Origin of the sequence: Actinomyces bouchesdurhonensis, assembly GCF_963540955.1 — a bacterium.
GTDB classification, from domain to species: Bacteria; Actinomycetota; Actinomycetes; order Actinomycetales; family Actinomycetaceae; genus Pauljensenia; species Pauljensenia bouchesdurhonensis.
Window position 1 is genome coordinate 1 of record NZ_CAUTSL010000033.1, and the last position, 25,947, is coordinate 25,947.

Genomic DNA, 25,947 nt, shown 5'->3' on the forward strand with positions numbered 1-25,947 from the left:
CTCATCGCAGGAGGCCTAGACGCCTCCACCCACACTCAACTCTGAAGAGCCAGTTCACGTCGGTTCCCGCCGGTGCCGCCATCAAGATCGGCCGCGAGTTCGCGCAGAACGCGGTCGAAACGCAGGGCCGTTCCATGATCCTCATGGGCGCCGGCACGAACCACTACTACCACTCCGACCAGATGTACCGGACGTTCCTGGCGCTCACGGAAATGTGTGGCACCCAGGGCCGCAACGGCGGCGGCTGGGCCCACTACGTGGGTCAGGAGAAGGTCCGCCCGATCATGGGGTGGGGCTCCTTCACCTTCGCCCTGGACTGGGCGCGCCCGCCGCGCCAGATGATCTCCACCGGCTGGTACTACATGACCACCGACCAGTGGCGCTACGACGGGGCCCCGGCCTCGGCCATGGCGAACCCGATCAAGTCCTCGCACCTGGACGGCAAGCAGCTGGTCGACACGCTCGTCGAGTCGGTTCAGCGCGGCTGGATGCCCTGCTACCCGACGTTCTCCAAGGGCTCGACCCAGCTGGGTCGCGAGGCCGCCGAGGCCGGCATGGCACCCGCGCAGTACGTGTCCCAGGAGCTGCGCGAGGGCCGCCTCCAGTTCGCGATCGAGGACCCGGACGCCCACCACAACGTCCCGAAGATCCTCGCGAACTGGCGTACGAACCTGCTCGGATCGTCCGCGAAGGGCACCGAGTTCTTCCTGCGCCACATGCTGGGCACCGGAAACGAGGTCAACGCGCAGGAGCTGGAAGAGGGCAACCGTCCCGCGTCCGTCAACTGGCGTGACGCTCACCCCGGCAAGCTCGACCTCATGTGGGTCGCGGACTTCCGTAACACCTCGACGACGCTGCACTCCGACGTCGTGCTGCCCGCAGCCACGTGGTACGAGAAGCACGACCTGTCCTCCACGGACATGCACCCCTTCATGCACTGCTTCGACGAGGCCGTGAACCCGCCGTGGGAGGCGCGCACCGACTTCGAGGTGTTCCAGACGCTGGCGCACCTCGTGGGACGCATGGCCGCCGACCACCTGGGGACGCAGACGGACGTCGTCGCGGTCCCGCTGGGTCACGACTCTCCGGACGCCATGACCATGGCGAGCGGTGTCGTCCCCGAGCAGACGTGGACGCCCGGCAAGACCATGCCGAAGCTGGTCCCGATCGAGCGCGACTACACGCAGGTCGGCTACAAGTTCGACCGCATGGGCCCGCTCCTGCCCAAGGCCGGCCTGGCCGCTAAGGGCGTCGCGTTCAACGTGCGGGAGGCCTACGAGCAGCTCGGCGACCTCAACGGCCGCGCCCCCATGGACGGCAACGCCGGAGAGGGCGCGCCCCTGTGTGACACCGCGATCAAGGCGGCGAACATGGCGATGCGTTTCTCGGGCACCACGAACGGCTCGCTGGCCGTTCAGGGCTTCCGCACGCTGGAAAAGCGCGTCGGCAACGAGATGGCGTTCCTGGCCGAGGGTGACGAGGAAAAGAAGATCACCTACCAGGACACCGTCCTGCAGCCGCGGTCCGTCATCACCAGCCCCGAGTGGTCGGGCTCCGAGCACGGCGGCCGCCGCTACAGCGCCTTCGTTCAGAACGTCGAGTGCCGCAAGCCGTGGCACACGCTCACGGGCCGCCCGCAGTTCTACGTCGACCACGACTGGATGATGGACATGGGCGAGGCCCTGCCGATCTTCCGTCCGCCGCTCGACCTGGCGCACATCTACGGTGAGCGTCCCGTCGGCGACCACCGTCCCGGTCAGCCGGGTCAGGCCGAGGTCGCGGTGCGCTACCTGACGATCCACAACAAGTGGGCCATCCACTCCCAGTACTACGACAACCCGTACATGCTCACGCTGGGTCGCGGTGGCCAGACGGTGTGGATGAGCCCGGCCGACGCCGAGAAGATCGGTGTGCGCGACAACGAGTGGATCGAGGCGAAGAACCGTAACGGCACCGTGTCGGCTCGCGCCGTTGTCTCCCACCGCATCCCGGAGGGCACGGTGTTCATGCACCACGCCCAGGATCGCCAGATCAACACCCCTCTGAACGAGGAATCCGGCAAGCGCGGCGGTACGCACAACTCGCTGACGCGAATCTTCATTAAGCCGACCCACCTGGCCGGCGGCTACGCGCAGTTCGCCTACGCGTTCAACTACTACGGTCCCACCGGCAACAACCGCGACGAGGTCACGGTTATCCGCCGCCGCTCCCAGGAGGTGCAGTTCTGATGAAGGTCATGGCTCAGATCGCGATGGTGATGAACCTCGACAAGTGCATCGGCTGCCACACCTGTTCCGTCACCTGTAAGCAGGTGTGGACGAACCGTGAGGGCACCGAGTACATCTGGTTCAACAACGTCGAAACCCGTCCCGGCGTGGGCTACCCCCGCGGCTGGGAGGACCAGAAGAAGTGGAAGGGCGGCTGGAAGCGTACCGCCACGGGTCGCCTCGTTCCCCGTCAGGGTGGACGCGTCGCCTCGCTCGCGAAGATCTTCGCGAACCCGACGCAGCCGACCATGAAGGACTACTACGAGCCGTGGACCTACGAGTACGACAAGCTGCTCCAGGCGCCCGCGAACTCCCGCGCGATCCCGACGGCCCGCGCGAAGTCCACAATCACGGGCGAGCACATCGACAAGCCCGAGTGGGGTCCGAACTGGGACGATGACCTCGGTGGCTCCTTGGAGACCCTGGATCAGGACCCGGTCCTGCACCAGATGAACCTCCAGGTCGCCAAGACCATCGAGGACGCGTACATGTTCTACCTGCCTCGCATCTGCGAGCACTGCCTGAACCCGACCTGCGTGTCGGCGTGCCCCTCGGGCGCGATGTACAAGCGCACCGAGGACGGCATCGTCCTGGTCGACCAGGATCAGTGCCGCGGCTGGCGCATGTGCGTGTCGGCCTGCCCCTACAAGAAGGTCTACTTCAACCACAACACGGGCAAGGCCGAGAAGTGCACGCTGTGCTACCCGCGCCTCGAGGTCGGCCAGCCGACCATCTGCTCGGAGACCTGCGTGGGCCGCCTGCGCTACATGGGCGTGCTGCTCTACGACGCGGACCGCGTCACCTGGGCCGCCTCCCAGGAGGACGAGCGCGACCTGTACCGCGCCCAGCGCGAGATCCTGCTCGACCCGAACGACCCGCAGGTGGTCGCCCAGGCCCAGGCCAACGGTGTTCCCCACTCGTGGATCAAGGCCGCCCAGCAGTCCCCGATCTGGAAGCTCATCACCGAGTACGAGGTCGCCCTGCCGCTGCACCCCGAGTTCCGCACCCTGCCGATGGTCTGGTACGTGCCGCCGCTGTCCCCGGTCGTCGACCAGGTGACCGCGTCCGGCAGCGACGGCGAGGACCACAGGGTCCTGCTGTCCGCCATCTCGCAGATGCGCATCCCGCTGGAGTACCTGGCCGGCCTGTTCACGGCCGGAGACACGGCTCCCGTGGAGCTGGCGCTGCGTCGCCTCGCCGCGATGCGCTCCTACATGCGCGACGTCTTCGTCGACAACCCGACGAACGAGGAGATCCCGGCCTCCGTGGGCATGACCCCGGAGAAGGTCAAGGAGATGTACCGACTGCTGTCGATCGCCAAGTACGACGACCGCTTCGTCATCCCGACCGCCCACCCCGAGATGCCGCGCGGCATCAAGGAGCTCGAGGGCTGCCCGGTGTCCTACGACGTCGAGGCCTTCCACGGCCTGGCCCCCGCCACGTCGAACCGCCCGATGGGTGGCTCGTCGCCGGAGGGACGCCAGATGCTCCCCCTTGAGGTCGTTCGATGAGTACTTTCGTCGGCATTCCGCGTATTCCTACGGCCGCTCCGGAAACGGAGATGGACCCGCAGGACGCGCGCGGCGTGCGCATGGCGGTCTCGGTCCTCCTGGACTACCCGGGGGATGACTTCGAGACCAAGCTGGACGCGGTCGAGGAGGCTCTGGTGGACCTGCCGGAGCCGGCCTCGGCGTCCCTGGCCTCGTTCGTGAGCTACGCTCGCGCCGCGGGCCTGCGCGCCATGCAGACCACCTACGTGGAGACGTTCGACCAGCGCCGCCGCTGCGCGCTCGGCCTGACGTACTACACGCACGGCGACACCCGCGGACGCGGCCAGGCCATCCTGGCCTTCAAGGAGATCCTGCGCCGCGCCGGTTTCGAGATGGAACGCGAGGAGCTGCCCGATCACCTGCCGGTGGTCCTGGAGTTCGCCGCCTTCGACGAGACCGGTACGGCCGAGGGCCTGCTGCGCTCCAACCGCGAGGGCATCGAGGTGATCCGCACGGCGCTGCGCGCCGCGGACTCCCCGTACGCGCCGCTGCTGGACGCGCTGGTCGCGACGCTGCCCGAGCCGGACGAAAAGACCATTGAGGGCTTCCGTAAGCTCATTAGCCAGGGGCCGCCCACCGAGCTGGTGGGCGTGGGCGATCTGTCTGCCACGCCCTCCCCGACTTCCGAAACAACGATGGGACGGTAACGTTCATGGAATCCGCACTTTTGCATGCCGCGTCAGCACCCGAGACGCAGTCGCTGTCCTTCCTGGACATTGCCCTGTGGGTGGTCCTGCCCTACGTGTCCTTCGCGATCCTCATCGTGGGCCTCGTGTGGCGCTACAAGACGGACCAGTACGGCTGGACGTCTCGTTCCACGCAGTGGAATGAGCCGGCCATCCTGCGCTGGGCGTCGCCGATGTTCCACTTCGGTGTCCTCTTCGTGTTCATGGGCCACATCCTGGGCCTCGTGATCCAGAAGACGTGGACCGAGGCGGCCGGCGTTTCGCAGCACGTCTACCACCTGGTGGCCACCATCCCCGGTACGATCGCCGGAATCATGACGATCCTCGGCCTCGCGCTGCTGATCTACCGCCGCCTGGTGGTCAAGTCGGTGCGCGTGGCGACGACCCGCATGGACATCGTCACCTACATCATGCTGGCGATCCCGGTGCTCCTGGGCGGCGCGGCGACGCTGCTCAACCAGGTGCTCGGCGGGCACGAGGGCTACGACTACCGCGAGACGATCTCCGTTTGGTTCCGGTCGATCTTCTACCTGCACCCGCAGGCGCACCTGATGGCCGACGTGCCGCTGAGCTTCAAGCTGCACATCGTCGCGGGCCTGCTGCTCTTCTGCGTGTGGCCGTTCACCCGCCTCGTGCACGCGGTGAGCGCGCCGGTCGGCTACGTGGCGCGTCCCCCGGTGATCTACCGTGCGCGCGACGAGCGCCGCGAGCACCAGCTGACGCGCGGCGGCATGTCGGACTGAGCCGCCTGGCTTGTTTCGACCGGGTGACGAGGTCGTGGCGCGGAAGGTTGTCGCGTGCGGGGGGCGGGCGGAAGGCCGCCCCCCGCACCGTATATCGTGGGGTTGCGCGTCCTGACGTGGACGCGTGCGCTGTGACCCCGCTTAATCCTTCCGATCATCGGTATTGACCGTGCAGTTGTTTCGGTTGATGCTTAAAATAATGAGCGGTTTATAAGTAAGCTAACTTTGCTATCGCCTTATCGGGGACCATTGTCGCAAGGTTTCCGCTGATTAAAAGGGAGAGAGGATAGAATTGATTGACACCTCCCATTCTCGGACACTGGCGCAAACGCTTGAAGCGATGGCTGCCCTGACGCCTGCTCAGCACACGCTGCTGGAGCGCATTTCACAGCGTGTGGCGCCGGTTACTGTCGCGGAGCTGGCTCAGGAGGCCGGCTTGCACGTGTCGAGCGTGCGTGAAACCCTCGACGGTCTCTTTCAGGTGGGCCTGGTGGAGAAACAACAGTTGCCTTCCTCTGGGCGTGGACGACCAGCGATTGGCTATTCGACGACGACGCCTGCGGATCCGTCTTTCGCGGCGCAGATGCTCCATCAGTTGACCTCATCACTACTGGCGTGGCTGCGCGCGAATGTGCCCGATCCGGCTGCGTCGGTGCGTGAGATCGGCGCGCGTTGGGCGGACGCCGCGTTGGAGGCGATGGCGGTGCCCGATCATGGCCACGTGGCGAGCCGCCGGTCGGGTCGCGAACCGTTTAATATTGCAGGCCATTTGGGCAAGGTGCGCCTGTTCATGAACGCGATGGGTTTCGCGTCGGTGCCCCACGAGTCCGATCCGATGGCAGTCGTTTTGACGGCGTGCCCATTCACGGAGCCTGGAGCGCCGGATGATCTGGCGCTTGAGCTGCGTCGAGGCATCGTCGAGCGGATCTTTGAGCGCACTGCGACGGGGATCGCGAGCTGGCAGGTGGAGGTTGATCCAATCAATCCGCTGTGCCTGACGGTTGTTTTACGCCCGCTTGATGAGCCGAACCCGAAGCCGCTGACGACGACGGTGCACTTTTTTGGTGGTGCGGCTGAGGCGGCGGGCGGCTACATGCGCGAGCTGCCTGCGGATCGCACGCCGGCGACGCTGGGTGAGTTGATAGGGGTCCTGAGCCGGGAGAACACGGAGCTGGGGCGCATCCTGGATGTATCGAGTTTCTTGGTGAATGAGCGTTCGGCGCGCCTGGACGCTGACCTGATGCCGGGCGTGCGCATCGACGTGTTGCCGCCTTTCGCCGGCGGGTGAGAGCTTCTCATCATTTGTTGGGGTCGGTCAGGATTTTCATAAAATCCTGACCGATGTCACGTAGAGTGGATGTAAGTATCTCCCGTTCCTGGAGGATCCCATGTCAGCAAAGATTGCAACAGGTATTACTGACGCTCCCCTCGACTCGAGTTCATTGATTGATAGCGCCCGCGATGACACGTGTGGGGCCGTGGCGTCGTTCATCGGTGTCGTGCGCAACCATGATGGGGGAGAGAGCGTGGATGCGATCGAGTATTCGTCGCATCCGTCGTCGTCGCAGGTTTTACGTGCGATCGTTGAGGAGTTTGCGAATAGGCCGGGGGTGCATCGTATCGTCGCGTGGCACCGCGTGGGCCGTCTGGCGATCGGTGAGGATGCCATGGTGGTGGCGGTTGCTGCCGAGCATCGCGGCCAGGCGTTCCGGGCGGTGGAGGGCATCGTCGAGGACGTGAAGGCGAAGTTGCCGATCTGGAAGAAGCAGGAGCTGAGCGACGGTTCGCATAACTGGTCGGGTCTGTAAGCCATGACGATCGGCGACCCGTATTCGCGTGATGCCGCGGTGTCGGGGCGCAGTGTCGCGGTTTCGCTGCGCTGCGCGCCCGTGCGCTACGAGGCCGGGGACACTGCGTTGGAACGTTTCCGCCGTAATTGGCTGGTGTCGGGTATTGGTGAGGCGGGCCAGGCGCGCCTGGCGGCTTCTCGCGTGCTCGTCGTGGGAGCGGGGGGCCTGGGGTCACCCGTTCTCCTGTATTTGACGGCGGCGGGCGTGGGAACGATCGGCATCTGTGATTCGGACTTCGTTGAGGTCTCCAACCTGCAGCGCCAGCTGCTGCATGGCGAGGCTGACGTGGGGGATGCGAAGCCTGATTCGGCGGTGCGACACCTGAACGCCCTTAATTCCGGGGTGCGTTTCGAGCGTTACGGGCACGTGACCCGCGAGTGGCTGGACGAGCACGGCCGCGAGTGGGATCTGATCGTGGAGTGCACGGATAGTTTCGATGCGAAGTACCTGGTCGCCGATTACTGCGCGGACTGCGGCGTGCCTCTCGTGTGGGGTACGGTCGTGCGCATGGCCTACCAGGTCAGTGTTTTCTGGTCCGGTGCCCCCGCGCCCGCCCCATCTCTGACGCTGCGCAGTTTGCACCCGGTGAAGCCCGCTCCGGGAACCACCCCGGCCTCGCCCCAGGTTGGCGTCTTGGGACCGGTTGTCGGCCAGGCGGGCACCGCTATGGCGACGGAGGTCATTAAGATGCTGGTGGGTGTTGGCGAGCCGCTCATTGGTCGTGTGCTCACGGTCGATGCGGCGACGCAGCGCGCGGATGTGCTGACGTTCGCGCCTTGGGGGTGAGCGGCGTGGGATCGTGTCAGGCCCCGACGTCGGGCGTGTTTTTTTCCCGCGCGGAGACCGCTGGGATGGTGGTCGGCGGCGGGGGAGGTGAGCGCCTGGGCGGAGTCTCTAAGCCGGATCTCGTGTTCGGCGGATCGAGGCTCATCGACCGAGTGTGTTGCGCGTTGAGTGAGGTTGCTGGCGCGGGTCTGGTCGCTGTTGTCCCACCGGGGGTGAGCCTCCCGCCTGGGGTGATGCATACTCTTGAGGATCCGCCGGGAGGCGGCCCCCTGGCGGGGATCGACGTTGGTCTGTCGGCCCTCGGCGCCCCCGCGGACGCGTGGGTGGTAGTCGTGTCTGTGGATTGCCCGGGTATCGCGGATGTTCTGCGTCGTCTCCTAGCCGCTCCGCTGGGCGCAGAGTATGACGGTCGTATCTTGCGTGGCGGCGATCCGGAACCTTTCGATCAGTACCTGATGGGCGTCTATCGTGCGGGGTCGTTGTTGCGGGTCATTGACGAGGCCGGGGCGCAGTGGGGGAGTGTGCGCGGCTTGGGGGTGCGTCGGGTGCTTCGTTCCCTGACCCTTGATCGCGTGGATGCGGATGCTGGGGTGTGTCGGGATGTCGATACGCCGGAGGATCTGGTTTGGTGGGAGACTCACCTCAATCTATGAGTTGTCAGTAATTGCTTGCCAGGTATATGTTTGTGCGGTAATAATTCGGATCTGACATCTTGCCTAGGTATGTTTATGCATTCTCACCACGGACGCTCGTGGCTCCAGCTTGGGCTAACCGTCCTGTCAGGACTTCTCACTGTTGCCATCGCCCCGGTCGCCGTTGCCGTACCAACTGACCAGCTGACCACTCACGGTGACACAAGCGCAAGCGACACGCAAGCTTCACACTCTGAAGAGAGCGAAGAAGAATCCGCCAACGCCCAGGAGGACGCGCACACCGACGCGAGCGACACCGCGGAGCGCGCCGACGCCTCGTCCCACGAAGAATCCGCCAACGGCGCGAACGCGAGCGACACCGCGGAGCGCGCCGACGCCTCGTCCCACGAAGAATCCGCCAACGGCGCGAACGCGCATGTCTACACCTTCCCCGGCACGAACGGACCGACAAAAATCCACATCCTCTCGACGCAAGGTGCCGCGGACGCCATCCTCCTCGAATCGCGCGGCGTCTTCGCCATGGTCGACGGCGGCGAAGGCGTGGGCGCGCCCGACGGATCCGACCCGCGCTACCTGTGGAGGGACGGAACCGAAGAATCAGATAAGGGCGACACCGACTGGGTCCTGCGCTACATGAGATCGCACGGCGTCACCTCCTCAAACCTGGCGTTCTACCTGGGCACCCACGCCCACTCAGACCACATTGACAACGCCGACGACATCATCTACGCGTTTCATCCCCAAGTAATCCTGAGCCCCGAGTATTCCGACGCGTGGATTACAGACAAGTCACGCCTGTGGGACAACCAGTGGTGCTACGACAACATGATGGCCGCCGCACGGTGGGCGCAAGGCGCGTACGGCGCATCGATCGTGCAGGACATCCACGACAATGACACCCACATCGCACTGGGCGACATGGACGTTCAGATCATCCCCACCGACCCCGCCGAGAATTACAAGCGAACCGGTGTGCGCGACGCGAACTTCATCGCGTACACCGCGAAGGTGAGCGCCTTCGGGCACTCCGCCTACCTGGCCGCCGACCTCGAGGCTGGCGGAGGCTACGAGGACCGCATCGCCCCGATCGTCGGCCACGTCGACATGCTCAAGGCCGGTCACCACGGGATGGCGACCTCGAACCTCCCGCCGTTCATGAAGACGCTCAGCCCCTCCATGATCGTCCAGACTGGCCCGAAGTGGTTCGCCCCCGACAGCCTCTCAGACAGTGTCATCCATGGGGATACCTCGTGGGCGCCAACCCTGGACCTGTGGTCGGCGGGTTCCATCCCCGCGGTCGTCGCCACCTTTAGCTCCTCCGGCATTTCCTACAACGACCTGTCGAGCGCATCCTGGGGGCACGAGTACGGTGCGGTGACCCCGCGCGCCTGGTGGTTCAAGGGTGCGCGCCCTTCGGCAACGACCGGATGGTGGCAAGGTCGCTCCGGCTCCTGGTACTACTTCGCGGGTAAGCCCTCCGCCGAAGCATCCACCTGGGTGTACGACCGCGGGTCCTGGTACTGGATGGGACCGACCGGCGCGATGGCGACTTCCGGATGGGTGAACGACGGAGAGGGCTGGTACTACGTCGGCGCATCCGGACGTCTGGCCGCAAGCGGCTGGATGTGGGACTCCGGCTCCTGGTACTACCTGAACAACGGGCGCATGAGCGCCGGGTGGCTGCTCGATCGCGGCACCTGGTACTACATGGATCCGCATACGGGCGCGATGCGCACGGGCTGGGTCCGCGTCGAGGATCGCTGGTACTACTTCGGATCGTCGGGTGCCATGTCCACCGGGTGGCTGCGTGACGCGGGCGCCTGGTACTACCTGAACGGTAGTGGCCAGATGGCCACGGGATGGCTGTCAAGCGGCGGGGCCTGGTACTACCTCTCCGACAGTGGCGCGATGGCGACCGGCTGGTTCCGTGTCGGTGCTTCCTGGTACTACTCTTCCACGTCGGGTGCCATGGTCACCGGGTGGCTGCGTGACGCGGGCGCCTGGTACTACCTGAACGGCAGTGGCCAGATGGCCACGGGCTGGGTCCTGGATGGTGGAGCCTGGTACTACATGAGCGACACGGGCGCCATGGTGACCGGCACACGCGAGGTCGATGGCCGCTCCTCGATCTTCTCGGAGTCTGGCCGCTGGGTCGGCTACGCCTCCTGACCGACGCCACCCGACCGAGGCCTCGGCGAACGACGCCACCCGACCGAGGCCACCCGACCCAGTGGCTCGACATCGACGGCGTCTCCTACCACTTCGACGAGACCGGCGCCCTCACCGAGTACAAGGCCAGCGGCACGGTGACGGTGGTGTTCAGCGAAACAGCGTCGACGCCGTCCCCGACCCGGTGGGCGATCGGCGGCGCGGTGCTCGTCCTCCTCGCGTGGGGGTCTCCGTCGTCGGGGCTGAGGCTCCGCCTTTGTGACGAGGCCGAGGCCTCGTTTGGTTACTCACAAATGTCGCACGTAATTCCCATGTAAACCTTTCAAGCCTTGAAATCGCATCGTTGAGATTCTGCGGTTTTCTCGATGCCTTACAAAAGTAAGGTGACCCAAATTACGTGCGACATTGGAGGGAGGAGAGGGGGTTAGCGGGCCTCGTCGAGCTGGTGGAATATTGCTCCCAGCAGGGGGATCACCACCTCGAGGGTGTCGAGCGCGCCGCCGCGCGAGCCGGGAGAGGAAACGATGAGCGCGCCCGACGAGTCCCGCGCCGTCACGCCGACGACCTCGCGGGACAGGCCCGACAGGGGGGTGTTGGTCAGGCCGTGGGCGCGGATCTGCTCCGCGACGCCGGGGATCTCGACCTCGACGATCGAACGGACGACCTCGGGCGCGTAGTTGCCCACGCCGAAGCCCGAGCCGCCCAGGATCAGGACGAAGCGGGCGCCGGCCTCGAGAGCGTCGCGGATCTCCGTCTCGAGGACGTCGGCACTCTCGGGGATCGCGGCCATCGTCACCTGGCCCAGGCCCGCTGTGGTCAGCGCGCCGACGCACGCGGGGGTCGCCCGGTCCTCCTTCGTGCCGCGCTGTACGCGGTCCGAATAGGTGATGATGTGGGCGTCGATCTGGCTGAGGTCGTAGGCGACGGGCTTGGGCATGGTGTCCTCCGTGAGGTGGCGATGTGCTTGTGACTGTGATCCTAGTCCCTCGCGGGTGGCGTGGGCTTGTCGGGTCAATTTATGCGTCGCTGCTCCGACTCAAATGGTCCGTGGGCGCGTGCGAACTCGATTTGGGGGTGGAGTCACGAGTCGGAATGAGCAGCAGACCGAAATAAAAGTGGCTGACACCGATTTAATAGGTGAGTAAGTTTCCCTTATTCTCACAGGTAAAAGTAATGATTCGGGTACATGAACGCGCAAGCGTTGCGTGCCCCATATCCCCTTGTTAGATTAAAAGCGTTCCATCCCCTCACAAAAGGAGAGACGAGTGCGTTCCCTTCGCATCCTTCCCATCCTGGGCGCCGCCGCACTGGCCCTCGCCGCCTGCAACTCCGGCTCGACACCCGCCGACTCCACGGCCTCGTCCGAGGCGAACCAGCCCGCCGGCCCCGTCGTTCTCAACGTCTACGCCGCCGCCTCCCTGACCGAAACCTTCGGCGAGCTCGAGAAGACCTTCGAGGCCGCCAACCCCGAGGTGGACGTCCGCTTTAACTTCGCGGGCTCCCAGGACCTGGTCACCCAGCTCGGCGAGGGCGCGGACGTCGACGTCCTGGCCACCGCCAACGAATCCACCATGAAGAAGGCCGCCGACGCCGGCCAGGTCGACGCTCAGACCATCTTCGTCACCAACACCCTGACCCTCATCACCACCCCCGGCAACCCCGCGGGCATTACCGGCCTCGACTCCTCCCTCGACGGCGCCAAGCTCGTCATCTGCGCCCCCGAGGTCCCCTGCGGCAAGCTCACCAAGACCCTCACCGACAAGCTCGGCGTCACCCTCAACCCCGTCTCCGAGGAGCAGGCCGTCACCGACGTGCGTGGCAAGGTGTCCTCCGGCCAGGCTGACGCCGGCATCGTCTACAAGACCGACGCCCTCGCCGAAGGCGACGCCGTCGACACCGTCGAGATTCAGGGCGCCGACGAGGCCGTCAACAAGTACCCGATCGCCCTCGTGAGCGCCTCCACCAAGAAGGACTACGGCCAGAAGTGGATCGACCTGGTCCTCTCGACCGAAGGACAGGCCACTCTCGAAGAGGCCGGCTTCACGCCCGCCGCGAAGTAACGTCGACCCGTGAAGTCGCGGAGGACACCCGCCGTGAGCCCCCTGCCCGTCTGGGCGGGGGGCCTCGGCGCGCTCGCCCTGTGCTTCCTGGTCCTGCCCCTCGCCTTCATGCTGGGGCGCGTCAACTGGGCGACCCTGGGAGCGACCCTCGCCACCGACGAGGCCTCCGCCGCCCTCGCGCTCTCCCTGCGCACCTGCGCCGTGGCCCTCGGCGTCGACCTCCTCCTTGGAGTCCCGGCGGCCCTCCTCCTGTCCCGCTCGTGGCGCGGCGTGCGCGCCGCCCGCATCCTCGTCGCCCTGCCCCTCTCGCTGCCGCCCGTCGTCGCCGGCATCGCGCTCCTCGCGGCCTTCGGCAGGCGCTCGACGTTGGGCGCTCTGCTGAGCGGCGCCGGCCTCGACATCGCGTTCACGACGACCGCGGTCGTCATCGCGCAAGTCTTCGTCTCTCTGCCCTTCCTCATCGTCACCCTCGAGTCCGCGCTGCGCTCCCGCGAGCAGGGGCTCGACGAGATGGCCTCCTCCCTGGGCGCCTCGCCCTCGCGCGTTTTCTGGCAGATCACGCTGCCCACGGTCCTGCCCGGCCTCGGTCGCGGCGCGGCGCTCGCGCTGGCCCGCTGCCTCGGCGAATTCGGCGCCACCCTCACCTTCGCGGGCTCCATGCAGGGCGTGACCCGCACGATGCCCCTCCAGATCTATTTGGCCCGCGAGTCTGACGCGGACCTGGCCCTCGCGCTCGGCGTCGTCCTCCTCGGGGTCGCGGCGCTCGTCGTCGCGCTCACGGAAACCCCGTGGGGGCGTGCTGTCTCGTTCCTGCGCGCGAGCCTGTCATCGACGAGGCCGGGGCGCGGTTCTACGTCCGAGGCTGCCGCGGGTGCTCGCGCCGGGGGATCGGCGGCGGCTGATCCCGGATGTAGCCTCGTCGCCTCGGATGACGATGCTGCGGGCGTAGCGGGCGCTGCCGTCCACGTTGCCGGGACCGTGAGTGAGCGCGGCTGGAACGTCGACGCGGCGCTGCGCCCCGGCCTCGTCACCGCGGTCGTCGGTCACAACGGCGCCGGAAAGTCCACGCTCGCCCAGGTCATCGCCGGTACCCTGCGCCTCGACTCGGGTCGCGCGCAGATCGGTGAGCGCGTCGTCGACGACGCCGCCACCTTCGTGCCCGCGCGCAGGCGTGGCGTCGCCATGGTCTCCCAGGCCCCGCGCATCTTCACCCACATGAGCGTGGTCGCCAACGTCGCGTTCCCGCTGCGCGTGCGCGGCGTCGGGCGAGCTGAGGCCCGGGCCGCCGCCCTCGACCAGCTGCGGGCCGTCGGCATCGCGGACCTGGCCCACCGGCGCGCCTCCGACCTGTCGGGCGGCCAAGCCGCGCGCGTCGCCATCGCCCGGGCGCTCGTCTTCCGGCCCGAGGTCCTCATCCTCGACGAGCCCACGGCCGCCCTCGACGTCGAAGCCACCACCCAGGTATCCGCCGTCCTACGCGAGCGCCTGATGGGCGCGGGGATCACGACCCTGCTGGTTTCCCACGACATCGCCGAGGTCCTGGCCCTCGCCTCCCACATGATCGTCATGGGGGATGGCAGCGTCGTCGAGGAAGGCTCACCTGCGCGCGTGCTCGCCTCGCCCTCCTCGGTGTTCGCCGCCCGCCTGGCCGGCCTCAACATCGTCACCGGACCCGCCGTCGCCCGCCCCGGCCTCGTCGGCGTGCGCGTCGGCGAGGGAGCGCTGTGGGCGGCCTCCGACGGCGTCACCTCCGGAGAAGAGTCGGCGCGCGTCGCCCTGACCTTCCCACCCGAGGCCGTGGCCCTCTCCCGCGAGGAATCCCACGCCTCGCCGCGGTCCGTTCTGCCCGGAGTCGTTGCGGGCATCGACCTCGACGGCTCCCTCGTGAGCGTGCGCGTCGCGCTCGCGGGGGGAGTCTCGGTGAACGCCCGCGTCACCGCCTCCGCGTGGGCCGACCTCGGCCTCGGCGTGGGTGACACGCTATGGGCGAGCGTCAAGGCCACCCAGGTCCGTGCAATCCCCGTCGCCGCCCGTGAGTGAGTCGGGGTGTACAGGTCTGGTCACAGCCGCTGAGTAGTCGATGGGTGTCAGTTTCGTGAGTTTTCGTTCTGCCTGTCGGCAATATCCGACGATCAGACGTTGAATGGCGCTCAGTGTTGAATTGACGAGCTGATTGCGCGGGGTTTCGACGTGCAAGTCCCCGAAGAACAGCGGACGATGCCGCTCGATTCTCTCATTAAAATGCTTGAGATCAGCCACCATATGGTTCAGAGCTTTGTGTGAATCAGCGAACTCGAGATGGTAGAGAAGGGCAGCAGCGAAGTTGTTGACAACGAGCCGATCCAGTGCCTCGTTGAGGGCCTTTTTCTTGCCGGAATTACGACGCGGGCTGACTTCGCACATACGAAGGGCCGTGAGCGTCACCTCCTTGTCGTATTTCTGCCCCCCAGATTGACGACGCTGTTCCGAAGGACGTGAGACATCGGCGAGCAGGCAGTTGCCATGGGAAACAGCGTTTCGGAGCTTACGTACGATGAGTAACAGGTGAGCGAAGGGAGCGCTCTCTCTCCTCTGTAATCGAAGTAAGACGAGTAGAGGCGGATATGTTCGTTCAATGGGAGCAATTCCCACAGGTGTCAGATGGAAGGATTGCCATCGCACGCCACCCACATGTCCTCGGTGTAGGGGTTGGAGCGGATGGAGGATGTGTCGCCGTTGAGAATGCGGCGCACGAGCACCTCTGACAGGTCCGGTTTAGGATCGTTCATAATGAGCTGATTGAGTCGAACTTTGAGAAAATGCTCGGTACTCAGCGCCAGTGAGAGGCAGATGCGACTCAGGGTAAAATCGATGTATGACAGCTCGACGAGGTGGCCGAAGTCGAGTCCAGAGTAGGTGTAAGAACGATCCTTTTCGATGCGGGTGTAGTTGCGTTCGTAGGACTTGATTTTGAAGAAATAGGAGCGCGAATATAAGAACTCTCGGGCCTCTGCCTCAGACATGAGGTCGAAGGAGACTCCGTGATTCTTCAGTAGGGCAATCTGCTCATCGACGGTGATGCACTGCTTCATGCGGACCTAGCTGTACCGAAAATTATGAGGGGGCCGAATCTGAGATCCGACCCCCCGATACCCTGGAGCAGAACCCCTGGGCATCTGACGTAGTGGTGAAAAGTCTAGCGCTAGATGGAGCTTTCGGTCAACGACTCATCTGTGACTTCTATTGGAATCATGGTGCTCGCCGGTAAGGATGGGATCATCCAGTTAACGGGTCTCAAGGCCCTGTGTCGTGGCGTGATCGGTGGCAGTCGGGACGCATGGATGGCTGTGTTAACCCGTCAATGTGCAGCTGGGCCCTACTGGTGGAGTATGGGCACGCCTGCCCACGCTCCACCTCAGGGGTTAACGTGTGCATTGAGGAGTTGAGGGGGCCACCTGTCGGGTTAACGCTCCACTTAGCGGGTTAACGTGCGTCGTGCACTCAAGATGCGCGGTGCAGGCGTGGCAGGCAGATCAGTGCCGCGCTGGCGCGACGAGGTTGGGGCGACCTCTATCTTGCCGAGGGGTTGATTTTTGCAACGCTTCACATGTTGTAATTCTTGTCGGACGCGTCGTGCGTCTCACGGTCTACGTGAGGCGTTATACAGGCGATTTTCCCTGGTTCCACGCCGTTTTAGTTGGATGTCTGAGGAAGACAATACAAACCTTTGACGGGGCAACACACGCGCTCTAAGTTGATGGGTGATTCAAGGAGGTCCCATGACAACGCAGCGCGCCAGCGAGCACCGCCGCCCCTACCAGCTCGGCATCGACGTCGGCTCGACGACCGTGAAGGCCGTCGTCCTGGACGGAAACCGCCGGCTCTTCTCCGACTACCGGCGCCACAACGCCGACGTGCGTGCATCCCTGGGAGCCCTCCTCGCCGACGTCGAACGCGCCCTGCCCGGCGCCCGCGTCCACGCGTCCATCACCGGCTCCGGCGGCCTGACCACCGCCCGCGCCATGGGCATTCCCTTCGTCCAGGAGGTCATCGCCGGAACCGAGGCCACCCAGCGCCTGCACCCCGAGGTCGACGTCGTCATCGAGCTGGGCGGCGAGGACGCCAAGCTCACCTACCTGCACCCCACCCCCGAGCAGCGCATGAACGGCACCTGCGCGGGCGGCACGGGCGCCTTCATCGACCAGATGGCGACCCTCCTGCACACGGACGCCTCCGGCCTCGGCGAGATGGCGACCCGCCACACCCAGCTCTACCCGATCGCCTCGCGCTGCGGCGTCTTCGCCAAGTCCGACATCCAGCCCCTCATCAACCAGGGTGCCGCCCACGAGGATCTGGCCGCCTCCATCTTCAACGCGGTCGCCACCCAGACCATCGCGGGCCTGGCGTGCGGGCGCCCGATCCGCGGCACCGTTATGTTCCTCGGCGGCCCCCTGCACTTCCTGCCCGCCCTGCGCGAGGCCTACAAGGCGCTCCTGCCCAAGGCCGACGCCTTCGTCACCCCCGACGACGCCCAGCTCTACGTCGCGATTGGCGCGGCCCTCCTCGCGCAGAAGGAGGCCGCCAAGCGGGCGCGCCAGGCCGAGGAGGCTGGCGCGACCTCCGTCGAGACCCGCGGTGAGAAGCTCACGACCCTCATGGAGCGCCTCGCCGCCGCCCCCGTTCAGGTTGAATCCCCGCGCATGGACCCGCTCTTCGCCACCCCCGAGGACCGCGAGGAGTTCATGGCCCGCCACAGCCTCGACGTCATCCCCAAGGCCAGCCTCGACGAGGCCGAGGGCCGCTGCTGGCTCGGCATCGACGCGGGCTCCACGACGATTAAGGCCGTCGTCATCGACTCTCAGGACCGCATCGTCTTCACCCACTACGCCTCCAACGAGGGCGACCCCGTGGCCGCGGCCGTCGACATCGTGCGCGCCGTGCGAGGCGCGCTGCCGCAGGGCTGCGAGATCGGCCGCTCGTGCGCGACCGGCTACGGCGAGGGCCTGGTCAAGGCTGCCCTCACCATGGACGAGGGCGAGATCGAGACGATGGCCCACTACCGCGCCGCCGAATTCATCTGCCCGGGCGTCACCTCCGTCATCGACATCGGCGGCCAGGACATGAAGTACCTGCGTATCCGTGACCATGCGGTGGACTCCATTTCCGTGAACGAGGCCTGCTCCTCGGGCTGCGGTTCCTTCCTCCAGACCTTCGCGCAGACCATGGGCACCGACGTGCGAACCTTTGCGCGCATGGCCATGGAATCCTCCTCCCCCGTGGATCTGGGCACCCGCTGCACGGTGTTCATGAACTCCTCCGTCAAGCAGGCGCAGAAGGAAGGCGCGGACGTGCGCGACATCAGCGCCGGCCTGTCCTATTCCGTCGTGCGTAACGCCCTCTATAAGGTCATCAAGCTTAAGGAGCCCTCGGACCTGGGTGAGCGTGTCGTCGTTCAGGGCGGCACCTTCCTCAACGACTCGGTGCTGCGCGCCTTCGAGCTGCTTACCGGCCGCGAGGTCGTGCGCCCCGACATCGCGGGCCTCATGGGTGCCTACGGCGCCGCCCTGACCGCGCGCATGCACGACACGGGGGAGGGGACCTCGACGCTCGCCACGATCGAAGCCCTCGAGGGCTTCAGCGTGGAGACGACCCGCAAGACGTGCCGCCTGTGCCAGAACCACTGCCAGATGACGATCTCGACGTTCTCCAACGGCGAGCGTCACGTGTCGGGCAACCGCTGCGAGCGCGGCGCGTCTCTGGAGCGCGTGCCCAAGAAGTCCGAGCTGCCTAACCTCTACGACTGGAAGTACAAGCGGATTTTCGGCTACCGTCGCCTCACCGAGAAGAAGGCGTTCCGCGGCGACATCGGCATCCCGCGCGTGCTCGGCATGTACGAGAACTACCCGTTCTGGTTCACGATGCTCACCGCGCTGGGCTTCCGCGTCATGATCTCGGGCCGCTCCAACCACGACCTCTTCGAGACCGGCATGGAGTCCATCCCCTCGGAGAACGTGTGTTACCCGGCCAAGCTCGTCCACGGGCACATCGAGTCCCTGCTGGACAAGGGCATCACGACGATCTTCTACCCCTGCGTCGACTTCGAGCAGAAGCTCACCGAGTCCGAGAACTCCTTCAACTGCCCCATCGTGGCGACCTACCCCGAGGTCATCCGCAACAACATGGAGCGCCTGGCGGAACCGGGCACAAAGTTCATCAGCCCCTTCGTCAACTTCGGCAACCGCGACTACCTGCCCGCCCACCTGTCCAAGACCTTCAAGGAATACGGCTACGACATCCCCGTCGAGGAGATGAAGGCCGCCCTGGACAAGGCGTGGGAGGAGGACGCCGCCGTCAAGGCCGAGATCCGCGCGAAGGGCGTCGAGACGATCGAGTGGATGCGTGAGCACGGCGTGCGCGGCATCGTGCTCGCTGGCCGCCCCTACCACCTCGACCCCGAGATCAACCACGGCATCCCCGAGGTCATCGTCGGCCTGGGCATGGCCGTCCTCACCGAGGACTCCATCATTGACGCGCGCCTCGAGCGACCCCTGCGCGTCCTCGACCAGTGGTCCTACCACTCGCGCCTTTACGAGGCCGCCGCCCGCGTCGGCGACGAGCCCGACCTTGAGATGGTCCAGCTCAACTCCTTCGGCTGCGGCGTCGACGCGATCACCGCCGACCAGGTCCAGGAGATCCTTGAGGGCCGCGGCGACGTGCACACCGTCCTCAAGATCGACGAGGTCTCCAACCTGGGCGCCGCCAAGATTCGCCTGCGTTCCCTCGACGCGGCGATCACCGAGCGCGCCTCCCTCACCTCCGCGATTAACGAGGCCGGGGCCGGCGACGGCGAGAACGGCGCGGGAGCGGGACTGGCCCCCGCCTCGTCCGTGGGCCTGGTGTCGGGTTCCGTCGACACGGCCACCCTGCGCGACCCCTCCGGGGACGCCGCCCGCGAGGAGGCAGCCGGGCACATCAAGCCGCGCGCCGTCTTCACTGAGGAGATGCGCGAGGCCGGCTACGAGATTCTCGCCCCCCAGATGTCTCCGATTCATTTCCGTTTCCTCACCCCGCTGTTCGCGAGCGCGGGCCTGAAGGTGCGCGTCCTGGAGCACACGAGCCGCGCCTCCATGGAGGTTGGCCTCAAATACGTCAACAACGACTCGTGCTACCCGGCGATCGTTGTCATTGGCCAGCTCCTCGACGAGTTCATCTCCGGGCGCGCCGACCCCGACCGCACGGCGGTGGGCATCACACAGACGGGCGGCATGTGTCGCGCCAGCAACTACGCGGCCCTGCTGCGCAAGGGGCTGCGCGACGCCGGATACCCGCAGGTCCCCGTCATCGCCCTGTCCGTCCAGGGCATCGAGGACAACCCGGGCTTCCACCTGGGCATCCCCCACATCCACAAGGCCATCCAGGCCTTCGTCATCGGCGACGCCATCCAGTCGATGCTGCTGCGCGTGCGCCCCTACGAGGCCACGCCCGGCTCCGCGATGGACCTGTACCGCACGTGGGACGGCTACGTCCAGGAGTGGATCACGTCGGGACGCGTCGGCGCCCTCGGCGGACGCACCTCCTACGGGAAGCTCATCCGCGAATGCGTGCACGCCTTCGACGCCCTGCCGCTGCGCGACATCCCGCGTAAGCCGCGCGTCGGCCTGGTCGGCGAGATCCTCGTGAAGTTCCACCCCGACGCCAACAACCACGCGGTCGACGTCATCGAGGCCGAGGGCTGCGAGGCCGAACTGCCCGGCCTCATGCAGTTCTTCCACAACTCGGTGGCGACCGCCGCTTGGGACAAGGAGAACCTGGGCATCGACGGCAAGCAGCGCTACATCATGCCGATCGTTTTGTGGGCGCTCAAGAAGTACGAGAAGCCCGTGCACCGCGCGTTCGCGGCGACGAACGGCAAGTTCGAGCCGCACCGGCCCATCGAAGAGATGATCGAGCGTTCCCAGGACATTGCGCGCCTGGGCAACCAGGCCGGCGAAGGCTGGTACCTGACCGCCGAAATGGTCGACATGATCGAACACGGCTGCCCGAACATCATCTGCGCCCAGCCGTTCGCGTGCCTGCCCAACCACGTCGTCGGCAAGGGTATGTTCCGCGCGCTGCGCACCCGCTACCCCGAGGCCAACATCGTGGCCGTCGACTACGACCCGGGTGCCTCCGAGGTCAACCAGCTCAACCGCATCAAGCTGATGCTCGCCACCGCCCTGCAGGACCCTCAGGCGCGCGACGGCGACGTCTTGCAGCTCGTGGACGTCGAAGAGCCGACGTCGTGCGGCGGGTCCGGTTCCGTCATGCTCGGCATGCCGACCATCCCGACGAGGCGCGCGGCCTTCCGCTGATCGTTTCTCCTCTTCGCGCACGAGGCCTGGGCTGGGTTCCCGGGCCTCGTCGCGCAATCGTCAGGCGACCTGCGGCACTTATACCGTCATCTCGCCGCGCGCGATCTCGAAGCCCGTCGGCGCCCACCCCGTGGAGTACGACAGGCGCACCGAGACCTCGCGCATGCCCGAGGAGGGCCACGGCACCTCCAGGAAGCCCGTCTCGCCCGGCCCAACATCCAGGGATGCCGAATACTCCCACGTTTCGTGGCCCTCCTCGACCACGCGGCACAGGAACTCCAGGTCCGACGTGGACGTGAAGGTCATGTGGTTGCGCACCGTCACCCCCGAATACGAGGGCGCCACCGTCACCGGCGCGTAGTGCAACTCCTCGCTTCGCACCTTACGTAGGTCCGGGAAGGACGCGTGCGAGTACTCCGGGCGCGTCGCATCCAACGCGCGGGCTGCGCGCAGCTCGTTCTCCTCCTCGCCGATCGCCCAAGCGATGATGCTCGGGTGCGCACGATCTCGCCGAAGCGCCGCCACGATCGCTTCGTCGCGTGCCGCCCCCGGGCCGTACACGTTCGACGCGCAGTCGACGACGTACAGGCCATACTCGTCCGCCAGCTCAAGGAAAGACGCGTGCCCAGGGGCACCCGTGATCACAACCGTGTTCACGCCGTGGCGCTTACACCACACGACGTCGTCGACCATCTCTGGAAGGTTGACAGCCAGGCCCGCGCGGCCGTCGCACTCGTTGCGGGTCACTCCCCGCAAGACCAGTGCCTTACCGCCCAGGGCAACGCCCTGCGCCGTCGCCTCAACGTCGCGGAAACCCAGGTCAAGGGAAACCGTGTCCTTGACCCCCTCCTCGTCGCGTAGCGTCACGATCAGCCGGTACAACGCCGGCTCTTCCGCGCTCCACGGGATCACATCCAGGCCTCGAACATCAAAGACCTCATCCGGGGACGCCACCGCGGACCACAACCTCACCCCCTCGGCCTCGTTGATGAGCGCGGCGTGAACCTCAACGCCACCCGTCGTCTCAACCCGCAACGTCAGGGAACCCGCGCGACCATCGTGGGACGCCACCGGCACCACATCCACGATGTGCGCCGGCGGCCTCGCCTCCAACGACACCTCGCGGAATAAGCCGTGACAGCACACCGGCGAATCCATCAGCAAGGCAACCAGCGTGTGCGTGTGAGTGGGCTGCAACGCGCCCGTCACGTCAAAAGCCGCAGGAATGAAACCATCCGCACTAAAACCGACGAACGTTCCATCGACCCATGCGTAGAGAGGACCCGAGAACCCACCGAAGGTCAGGGTCATCATCCAGCCGCGCTCAACCGCATCCTTCAACGGAGCATCAAAGATGAACTCGCGACGCAGAATCGAGGCTCGCACAACGTCGCCGGACGACACTCCGGCGCTCGCCTCCCCCTCCGAGCGAACCCAAACATTCGGGCGCGTCCGCGAGCCATCCAGCTCCAGGATGCCAGGCACGGATGTTGCGCTGAAATTCTGATGAGAGGGAGCACGATCAATCAGCTCCGAAGCGGTGCCAGTGACACCGGTAACCTGCCAGGTGCTCGACAGCATCTGGAGCGGCCTGCGTGACCTCCACGTCGCGTGCACCGTCAAGCGGTTCACCGACGCCCCTGGGTCCCGCAGCCACGTGACGTCCGGTTCCAGGATGCGACTCATGTTATGAAAGTATCATTCTTTTATTAGTCATGAAAGAGTCAATTTTGCTGAAATACAGTCAAATGTGCCTTGACATGGGCTTTGGTTTCAGCTGTCAAAGGGCAGTGTTGCTCACATCGTGGGATTGATGGACACCCGTGCGGGTGGCAACCTCACCCCAGCGCGGGGGAGCCGAACACGCCACGAACCCAGGCCTCGCCCACGGCGGATCAGCACTCCGCCCGGAGCACCGAACACGGACACATAACGAAGCCCGGCCTCGTCCCTGAGGACAGGAACGAGGCCGGGGCAGGTGCGCGGATCGGGTCAGCCCTGCACGCTCTGCGCACCGTCATTAGCCGCCGACTCGCGGTCCGCGTCGCGCGTAATCTTACGGGTGAAGCCGTACAGCAGCCACGTCGCGCCAGCGAAGAACACGATGCCGAGCACGTTCGCGACCGGGGTGAAGTCGTCGCCGATGAACGGCAGCGCCAGCGGGGCTTCCGACCCCGTCGCGCCCGCGATGCCCGCGTAGACGACGCCGAACAGGGACTCGCCCACGATCAGGCCCGTCGCCGCCAGCGTGCCGAAACGCTTCGCGCGCTCCGCGTCCGCCTGCTTGTCAGCCCACCTGTTGTACAGGAAGCCAATCAGGCCGCCGATCGGGATCAGGATCGTCAGCGACGCCGGCAGGTAGATACCCATGCCGACCGCGAGCGGGGGCAGGGCCAGCTTCCCCTTCGAGGCGGGGCGCAAGACCTCGTCAATGATGATGACGACGACGCCGATCGCCGCGCCGATACCCAGGAGCTTCCAGTCGATGCCGCCGCCGAGCACGCCCTTCGCGAGCGAAGAAATCAGCGAGGCCTGCGGGGCCGCCAGCGCGTCCGGGCCAGCGCCCGGCGCACCCTGGAAACCGAAGGAGTTCTGCATCAGCTCCAGGACCGGAGGAATGATCAGCGAACCGAAGACGACGCCGATGACCAGGGCGACCTGCTGCTTCCACGGGGTCGCGCCCACCAGCTGGCCCGTCTTAAGGTCCTGCAAGTTATCATTCGCGATCGTCGCAATGCAGAACACAATCGCGGACGTGAACAGCGTGTAGGCGATGAGCGCCGTGTTCTCCTCCGTGGTCGAACCGCGGCCGTGCACAGCCAGGATGACGACCGCCGTGATGACGACGACCAGCAGGCCCACGCCCGACACCGGCGAATTCGACGAACCAATCAGGCCCGCCATGTAACCGCACACCGCCGCGACCAGCAGGCCGGCGAGCAGGATAAACAGGACCGACACCGCGATCAGGACCGCCGTGTTGTGCTCGATCTGCGTGCCGCGCATGAACCACCACAGCAGGCCCGCGATCGGAATCATGGCCACGAAGATGGAAACGATGACCCACTTGCCGGGGATGTCCTGCTCGGTGCGGTCGATCTGCGCGCCCGCCTCCTGTGCGCCGCGCGACGCGCGCAGCGACTCGGACATGCCGCGGACAATCGGACCCATGATCTTGATGAGCGTCCAGATGGCGGCGACCGCCATGACGCCCGCACCGATGAAACGCACATCCGACTTGAAGACCGTCGACAGGGCGGCGGTCAGGTCCTTCGCGCCCTCCAGCTGGCCGTTCGCGTACAGGGGCAACAGAACACCGTAGGAGGTGAGCATGCCGATGAGCATCGCGACGCCCACCGTCATGCCGACCAGGTGACCCACGCCAATGAGGGCGAGAGACAAGGACGTCGAGATCATCGTGCCCGTCGAACCGATCTTGAAGGCGGCGCCGACCTCGGAAGCCGTCACCTTCAGGTAGCCGAACAGGGCCATCGCCGCCGAGGCCAGGGCGCCCCAGGTGATCGCCAACAGGCCGCGCTTATTGTCCTCGCCGGCCTCCTTCGAGTCGCCGACCTTGAGGATCTCAGCGCCGGCCACGCCCTCGGGGTAGGGCAGGTCCGAACCCGTCACGAGCGCGCGACGCAGCGGAATCGAGTACATGACGCCCAACGAACCGCCGACCGCGCACACGAACATGGTCTGCCAGTAGGGGAAGTCACTCCACCAGCCCACAATCACGAGGCCGGGGAGAACGAAGATGACGGCCGACAGCGTGCCCGCCGCCGACGCGATCGTCTGGACAATGTTGTTCTCCTGGACCGTGTGGTCGCCCCAGAATCGCAGGACAGCCATCGAGATGACAGCCGCCGGGATCGAGGTCGCGAAGGTCAGGCCAACCTTCAGGCCCAGGTACACGTTCGCGGCCGTGAACACCAGCGTAATGATGCCGCCGATGATGATGCCGCGAAGCGTTAGTTCTTTGAGCGACGTTTCCTTCGTCGCACGTGGCGCAGACACGAAAAGTCCTTTCGCTGCGTAGAATAGATACCCTGACAGCGTAGACCAAATATGTGGTCGAGCCAACGCTTTCGAGAGGCGGAGCTTAGGTTCACCTTCCCTGGCCCGGCGCGTGCCGATGCGGCGCACGTGTGCGCTTGTCGATACGCGTACACGTGATCAGGGAACCGGACACGGGGGGCGGCTGATTCGTGGGTGGACCCGCGCGGAACGTGCTGTGCGGAGTGGCATTGACCCGGCGGTTATGTCTTCGGTCAGCCTGTCGGCATTCTGGTTGGCTTTCCTGTTGGCGGTTGCGTCAGCCCTCCCGTTGGCGGTCCACGAGGTGTCGACCCGCTAGGTTTGGTGTCAGGACCTGCGCGAGCGGGGTCCTCTTTGAGTGTGTCGCTGCTCCCAGGGTGGGTCGATTTGCGTTGCTCGGGGGTTTCTGTAGTAGAGTATTCGGGTAAGGTAGCGTGTCCGAGCGGCCGAAGGTGCAGCACTCGAAATGCTGTGTGGTGTCACAGCCACCCTGGGTTCAAATCCCAGCGCTACCGCCACCGCCGCCCGGCCCCGGTGGGGCCGGGCGGCTTTGTTGTGCCCGACTGGTGTGAGTCTGGGGGGCGGCTTTGTCTCCCGGGTGATGTCCGTCTGGGGGTGCTTTGGTGCCCGAGTGGTATGGCCCCGTGGGCGGCTTTGTCGTGCCCGGGTGGTGTGCGTCTGGGGTGTGCTCTCTCGTGCCAGGGTGGTGTGCGTCTGGGGGCGGCTTTGTGGGGTTATAGGACACTACGTGTTGCTGGAGGGGTGACTTTTTGGCTTTCTGGTGCGGGAAAGTCGGTGTTTTAGTTGGTTGGGAC

The 25,947-nt window shown here is 65.8% G+C and carries 17 protein-coding genes and 1 tRNA gene; 13 read left to right on the forward strand and 5 right to left on the reverse strand.

The features are described 5' to 3' along the window. The 9 genes from RYL44_RS06685 to RYL44_RS06725 form a co-directional block, all read left to right on the forward strand. The coding region (locus RYL44_RS06685; protein WP_314975472.1) for a molybdopterin-dependent oxidoreductase at nt 1–2,228 on the forward strand (2,228 nt) is incomplete at its 5' end. Further along, on the forward strand, nt 2,228–3,778 hold the full coding sequence (narH, locus tag RYL44_RS06690; protein ID WP_227236687.1) for a nitrate reductase subunit beta: 1,551 nt from the start codon (nt 2,228–2,230) through the stop codon (nt 3,776–3,778). The genes RYL44_RS06685 and narH, both read left to right, overlap by 1 nt. Then, complete coding sequence (narJ, locus tag RYL44_RS06695; protein ID WP_314975473.1) at nt 3,775–4,464, forward strand: nitrate reductase molybdenum cofactor assembly chaperone; 690 nt, start codon at nt 3,775–3,777, stop codon at nt 4,462–4,464. Before narH ends, narJ begins: the two co-directional genes overlap by 4 nt. A 5-nt stretch (nt 4,465–4,469) precedes the next feature. Continuing rightward, nucleotides 4,470–5,246 (forward strand): respiratory nitrate reductase subunit gamma, encoded by a 777-nt coding sequence (gene narI, locus RYL44_RS06700; protein ID WP_314975474.1) that lies wholly within the window; start codon nt 4,470–4,472, stop codon nt 5,244–5,246. Between the two features lie 292 nt (nt 5,247–5,538). Beyond that, nucleotides 5,539–6,534, forward strand: coding sequence for a MoaD/ThiS family protein (locus RYL44_RS06705; RefSeq protein WP_314975475.1), 996 nt, complete (start codon nt 5,539–5,541; stop codon nt 6,532–6,534). A gap of 100 nt (nt 6,535–6,634) precedes the next feature. Continuing rightward, complete coding sequence (locus tag RYL44_RS06710) at nt 6,635–7,054, forward strand: molybdenum cofactor biosynthesis protein MoaE (RefSeq protein ID WP_073983665.1); 420 nt, start codon at nt 6,635–6,637, stop codon at nt 7,052–7,054. Between the two features lie 3 nt (nt 7,055–7,057). After that, nucleotides 7,058–7,882, forward strand: a complete 825-nt coding sequence (locus tag RYL44_RS06715) for a HesA/MoeB/ThiF family protein (protein ID WP_314975476.1) — start codon at nt 7,058–7,060, stop codon at nt 7,880–7,882. Between the two features lie 5 nt (nt 7,883–7,887). After that, the gene (mobA, locus tag RYL44_RS06720) at nt 7,888–8,535 is read left to right on the forward strand and encodes a molybdenum cofactor guanylyltransferase (protein ID WP_390883805.1); all 648 of its coding nucleotides are present in this window, start codon (nt 7,888–7,890) and stop codon (nt 8,533–8,535) included. A gap of 75 nt (nt 8,536–8,610) precedes the next feature. Further along, nucleotides 8,611–10,704, forward strand: a complete 2,094-nt coding sequence (locus RYL44_RS06725; RefSeq protein WP_314975477.1) for an MBL fold metallo-hydrolase — start codon at nt 8,611–8,613, stop codon at nt 10,702–10,704. Nucleotides 10,705–11,128: 424 nt separating this feature from the next. Here the strand turns inward: RYL44_RS06725 and RYL44_RS06730 are convergent, their stop codons facing one another. Next, complete coding sequence (locus RYL44_RS06730) at nt 11,129–11,641, reverse strand: molybdopterin-binding protein (protein ID WP_314975478.1); 513 nt, start codon at nt 11,639–11,641, stop codon at nt 11,129–11,131. Nucleotides 11,642–11,969: 328 nt separating this feature from the next. Here RYL44_RS06730 and modA point away from each other — a divergent pair, with 328 nt between their 5' ends. Then, complete coding sequence (modA, locus tag RYL44_RS06735) at nt 11,970–12,764, forward strand: molybdate ABC transporter substrate-binding protein (RefSeq protein ID WP_314975479.1); 795 nt, start codon at nt 11,970–11,972, stop codon at nt 12,762–12,764. 9 nt (nt 12,765–12,773) lie between these two features. Next, the gene (locus RYL44_RS06740; protein WP_314975480.1) at nt 12,774–14,804 is read left to right on the forward strand and encodes an ABC transporter permease; all 2,031 of its coding nucleotides are present in this window, start codon (nt 12,774–12,776) and stop codon (nt 14,802–14,804) included. On the opposite strand, the gene RYL44_RS06745 is transcribed toward RYL44_RS06740, so the two are convergent. Beyond that, nucleotides 14,745–15,188 (reverse strand): hypothetical protein, encoded by a 444-nt coding sequence (locus RYL44_RS06745; RefSeq protein ID WP_314975481.1) that lies wholly within the window; start codon nt 15,186–15,188, stop codon nt 14,745–14,747. The genes RYL44_RS06740 and RYL44_RS06745 overlap by 60 nt on opposite strands. A gap of 212 nt (nt 15,189–15,400) precedes the next feature. Beyond that, on the reverse strand, nt 15,401–15,835 hold the full coding sequence (locus RYL44_RS06750) for an Abi family protein (protein WP_314975482.1): 435 nt from the start codon (nt 15,833–15,835) through the stop codon (nt 15,401–15,403). Nucleotides 15,836–16,522: 687 nt separating this feature from the next. Between RYL44_RS06750 and RYL44_RS06755 the strand changes: the two genes are divergently transcribed. Then, nucleotides 16,523–21,094 (forward strand): acyl-CoA dehydratase activase-related protein, encoded by a 4,572-nt coding sequence (locus RYL44_RS06755; RefSeq protein WP_314975483.1) that lies wholly within the window; start codon nt 16,523–16,525, stop codon nt 21,092–21,094. 78 nt (nt 21,095–21,172) lie between these two features. On the opposite strand, the gene RYL44_RS06760 is transcribed toward RYL44_RS06755, so the two are convergent. Beyond that, complete coding sequence (locus RYL44_RS06760) at nt 21,173–22,780, reverse strand: glycoside hydrolase family 2 TIM barrel-domain containing protein (RefSeq protein ID WP_314975484.1); 1,608 nt, start codon at nt 22,778–22,780, stop codon at nt 21,173–21,175. A 306-nt stretch (nt 22,781–23,086) separates the two neighbouring features. Next, nucleotides 23,087–25,111 carry an OPT family oligopeptide transporter gene (locus tag RYL44_RS06765; RefSeq protein ID WP_314975485.1) on the reverse strand — a complete coding sequence of 675 codons (2,025 nt, stop codon included), beginning with the start codon at nt 25,109–25,111 and terminating at the stop codon, nt 23,087–23,089. A gap of 449 nt (nt 25,112–25,560) precedes the next feature. On the opposite strand from RYL44_RS06765, the gene RYL44_RS06770 reads away from it, so the two are divergent. Beyond that, a tRNA-Ser gene (locus RYL44_RS06770) sits at nt 25,561–25,650 on the forward strand. Nucleotides 25,651–25,947: the final 297 nt, after the last annotated feature.

What these genes read in the sequence shown, in the direction of transcription:
- RYL44_RS06755 (WP_314975483.1), top strand. Translation starts at nt 16,523, where the DNA reads ATGACAACGCAGCGCGCCAGCGAGCACCGCCGCCCCTACCAGCTCGGC.
- RYL44_RS06760 (WP_314975484.1), bottom strand. Translation starts at nt 22,780, where the DNA reads ATGAGTCGCATCCTGGAACCGGACGTCACGTGGCTGCGGGACCCAGGG.
- RYL44_RS06750 (WP_314975482.1), bottom strand. Translation starts at nt 15,835, where the DNA reads ATGAAGCAGTGCATCACCGTCGATGAGCAGATTGCCCTACTGAAGAAT.
- RYL44_RS06730 (WP_314975478.1), bottom strand. Translation starts at nt 11,641, where the DNA reads ATGCCCAAGCCCGTCGCCTACGACCTCAGCCAGATCGACGCCCACATC.
- narI (WP_314975474.1), top strand. Translation starts at nt 4,470, where the DNA reads ATGGAATCCGCACTTTTGCATGCCGCGTCAGCACCCGAGACGCAGTCG.
- narJ (WP_314975473.1), top strand. Translation starts at nt 3,775, where the DNA reads ATGAGTACTTTCGTCGGCATTCCGCGTATTCCTACGGCCGCTCCGGAA.
- RYL44_RS06725 (WP_314975477.1), top strand. Translation starts at nt 8,611, where the DNA reads ATGCATTCTCACCACGGACGCTCGTGGCTCCAGCTTGGGCTAACCGTC.
- RYL44_RS06710 (WP_073983665.1), top strand. Translation starts at nt 6,635, where the DNA reads ATGTCAGCAAAGATTGCAACAGGTATTACTGACGCTCCCCTCGACTCG.
- narH (WP_227236687.1), top strand. Translation starts at nt 2,228, where the DNA reads ATGAAGGTCATGGCTCAGATCGCGATGGTGATGAACCTCGACAAGTGC.
- RYL44_RS06715 (WP_314975476.1), top strand. Translation starts at nt 7,058, where the DNA reads ATGACGATCGGCGACCCGTATTCGCGTGATGCCGCGGTGTCGGGGCGC.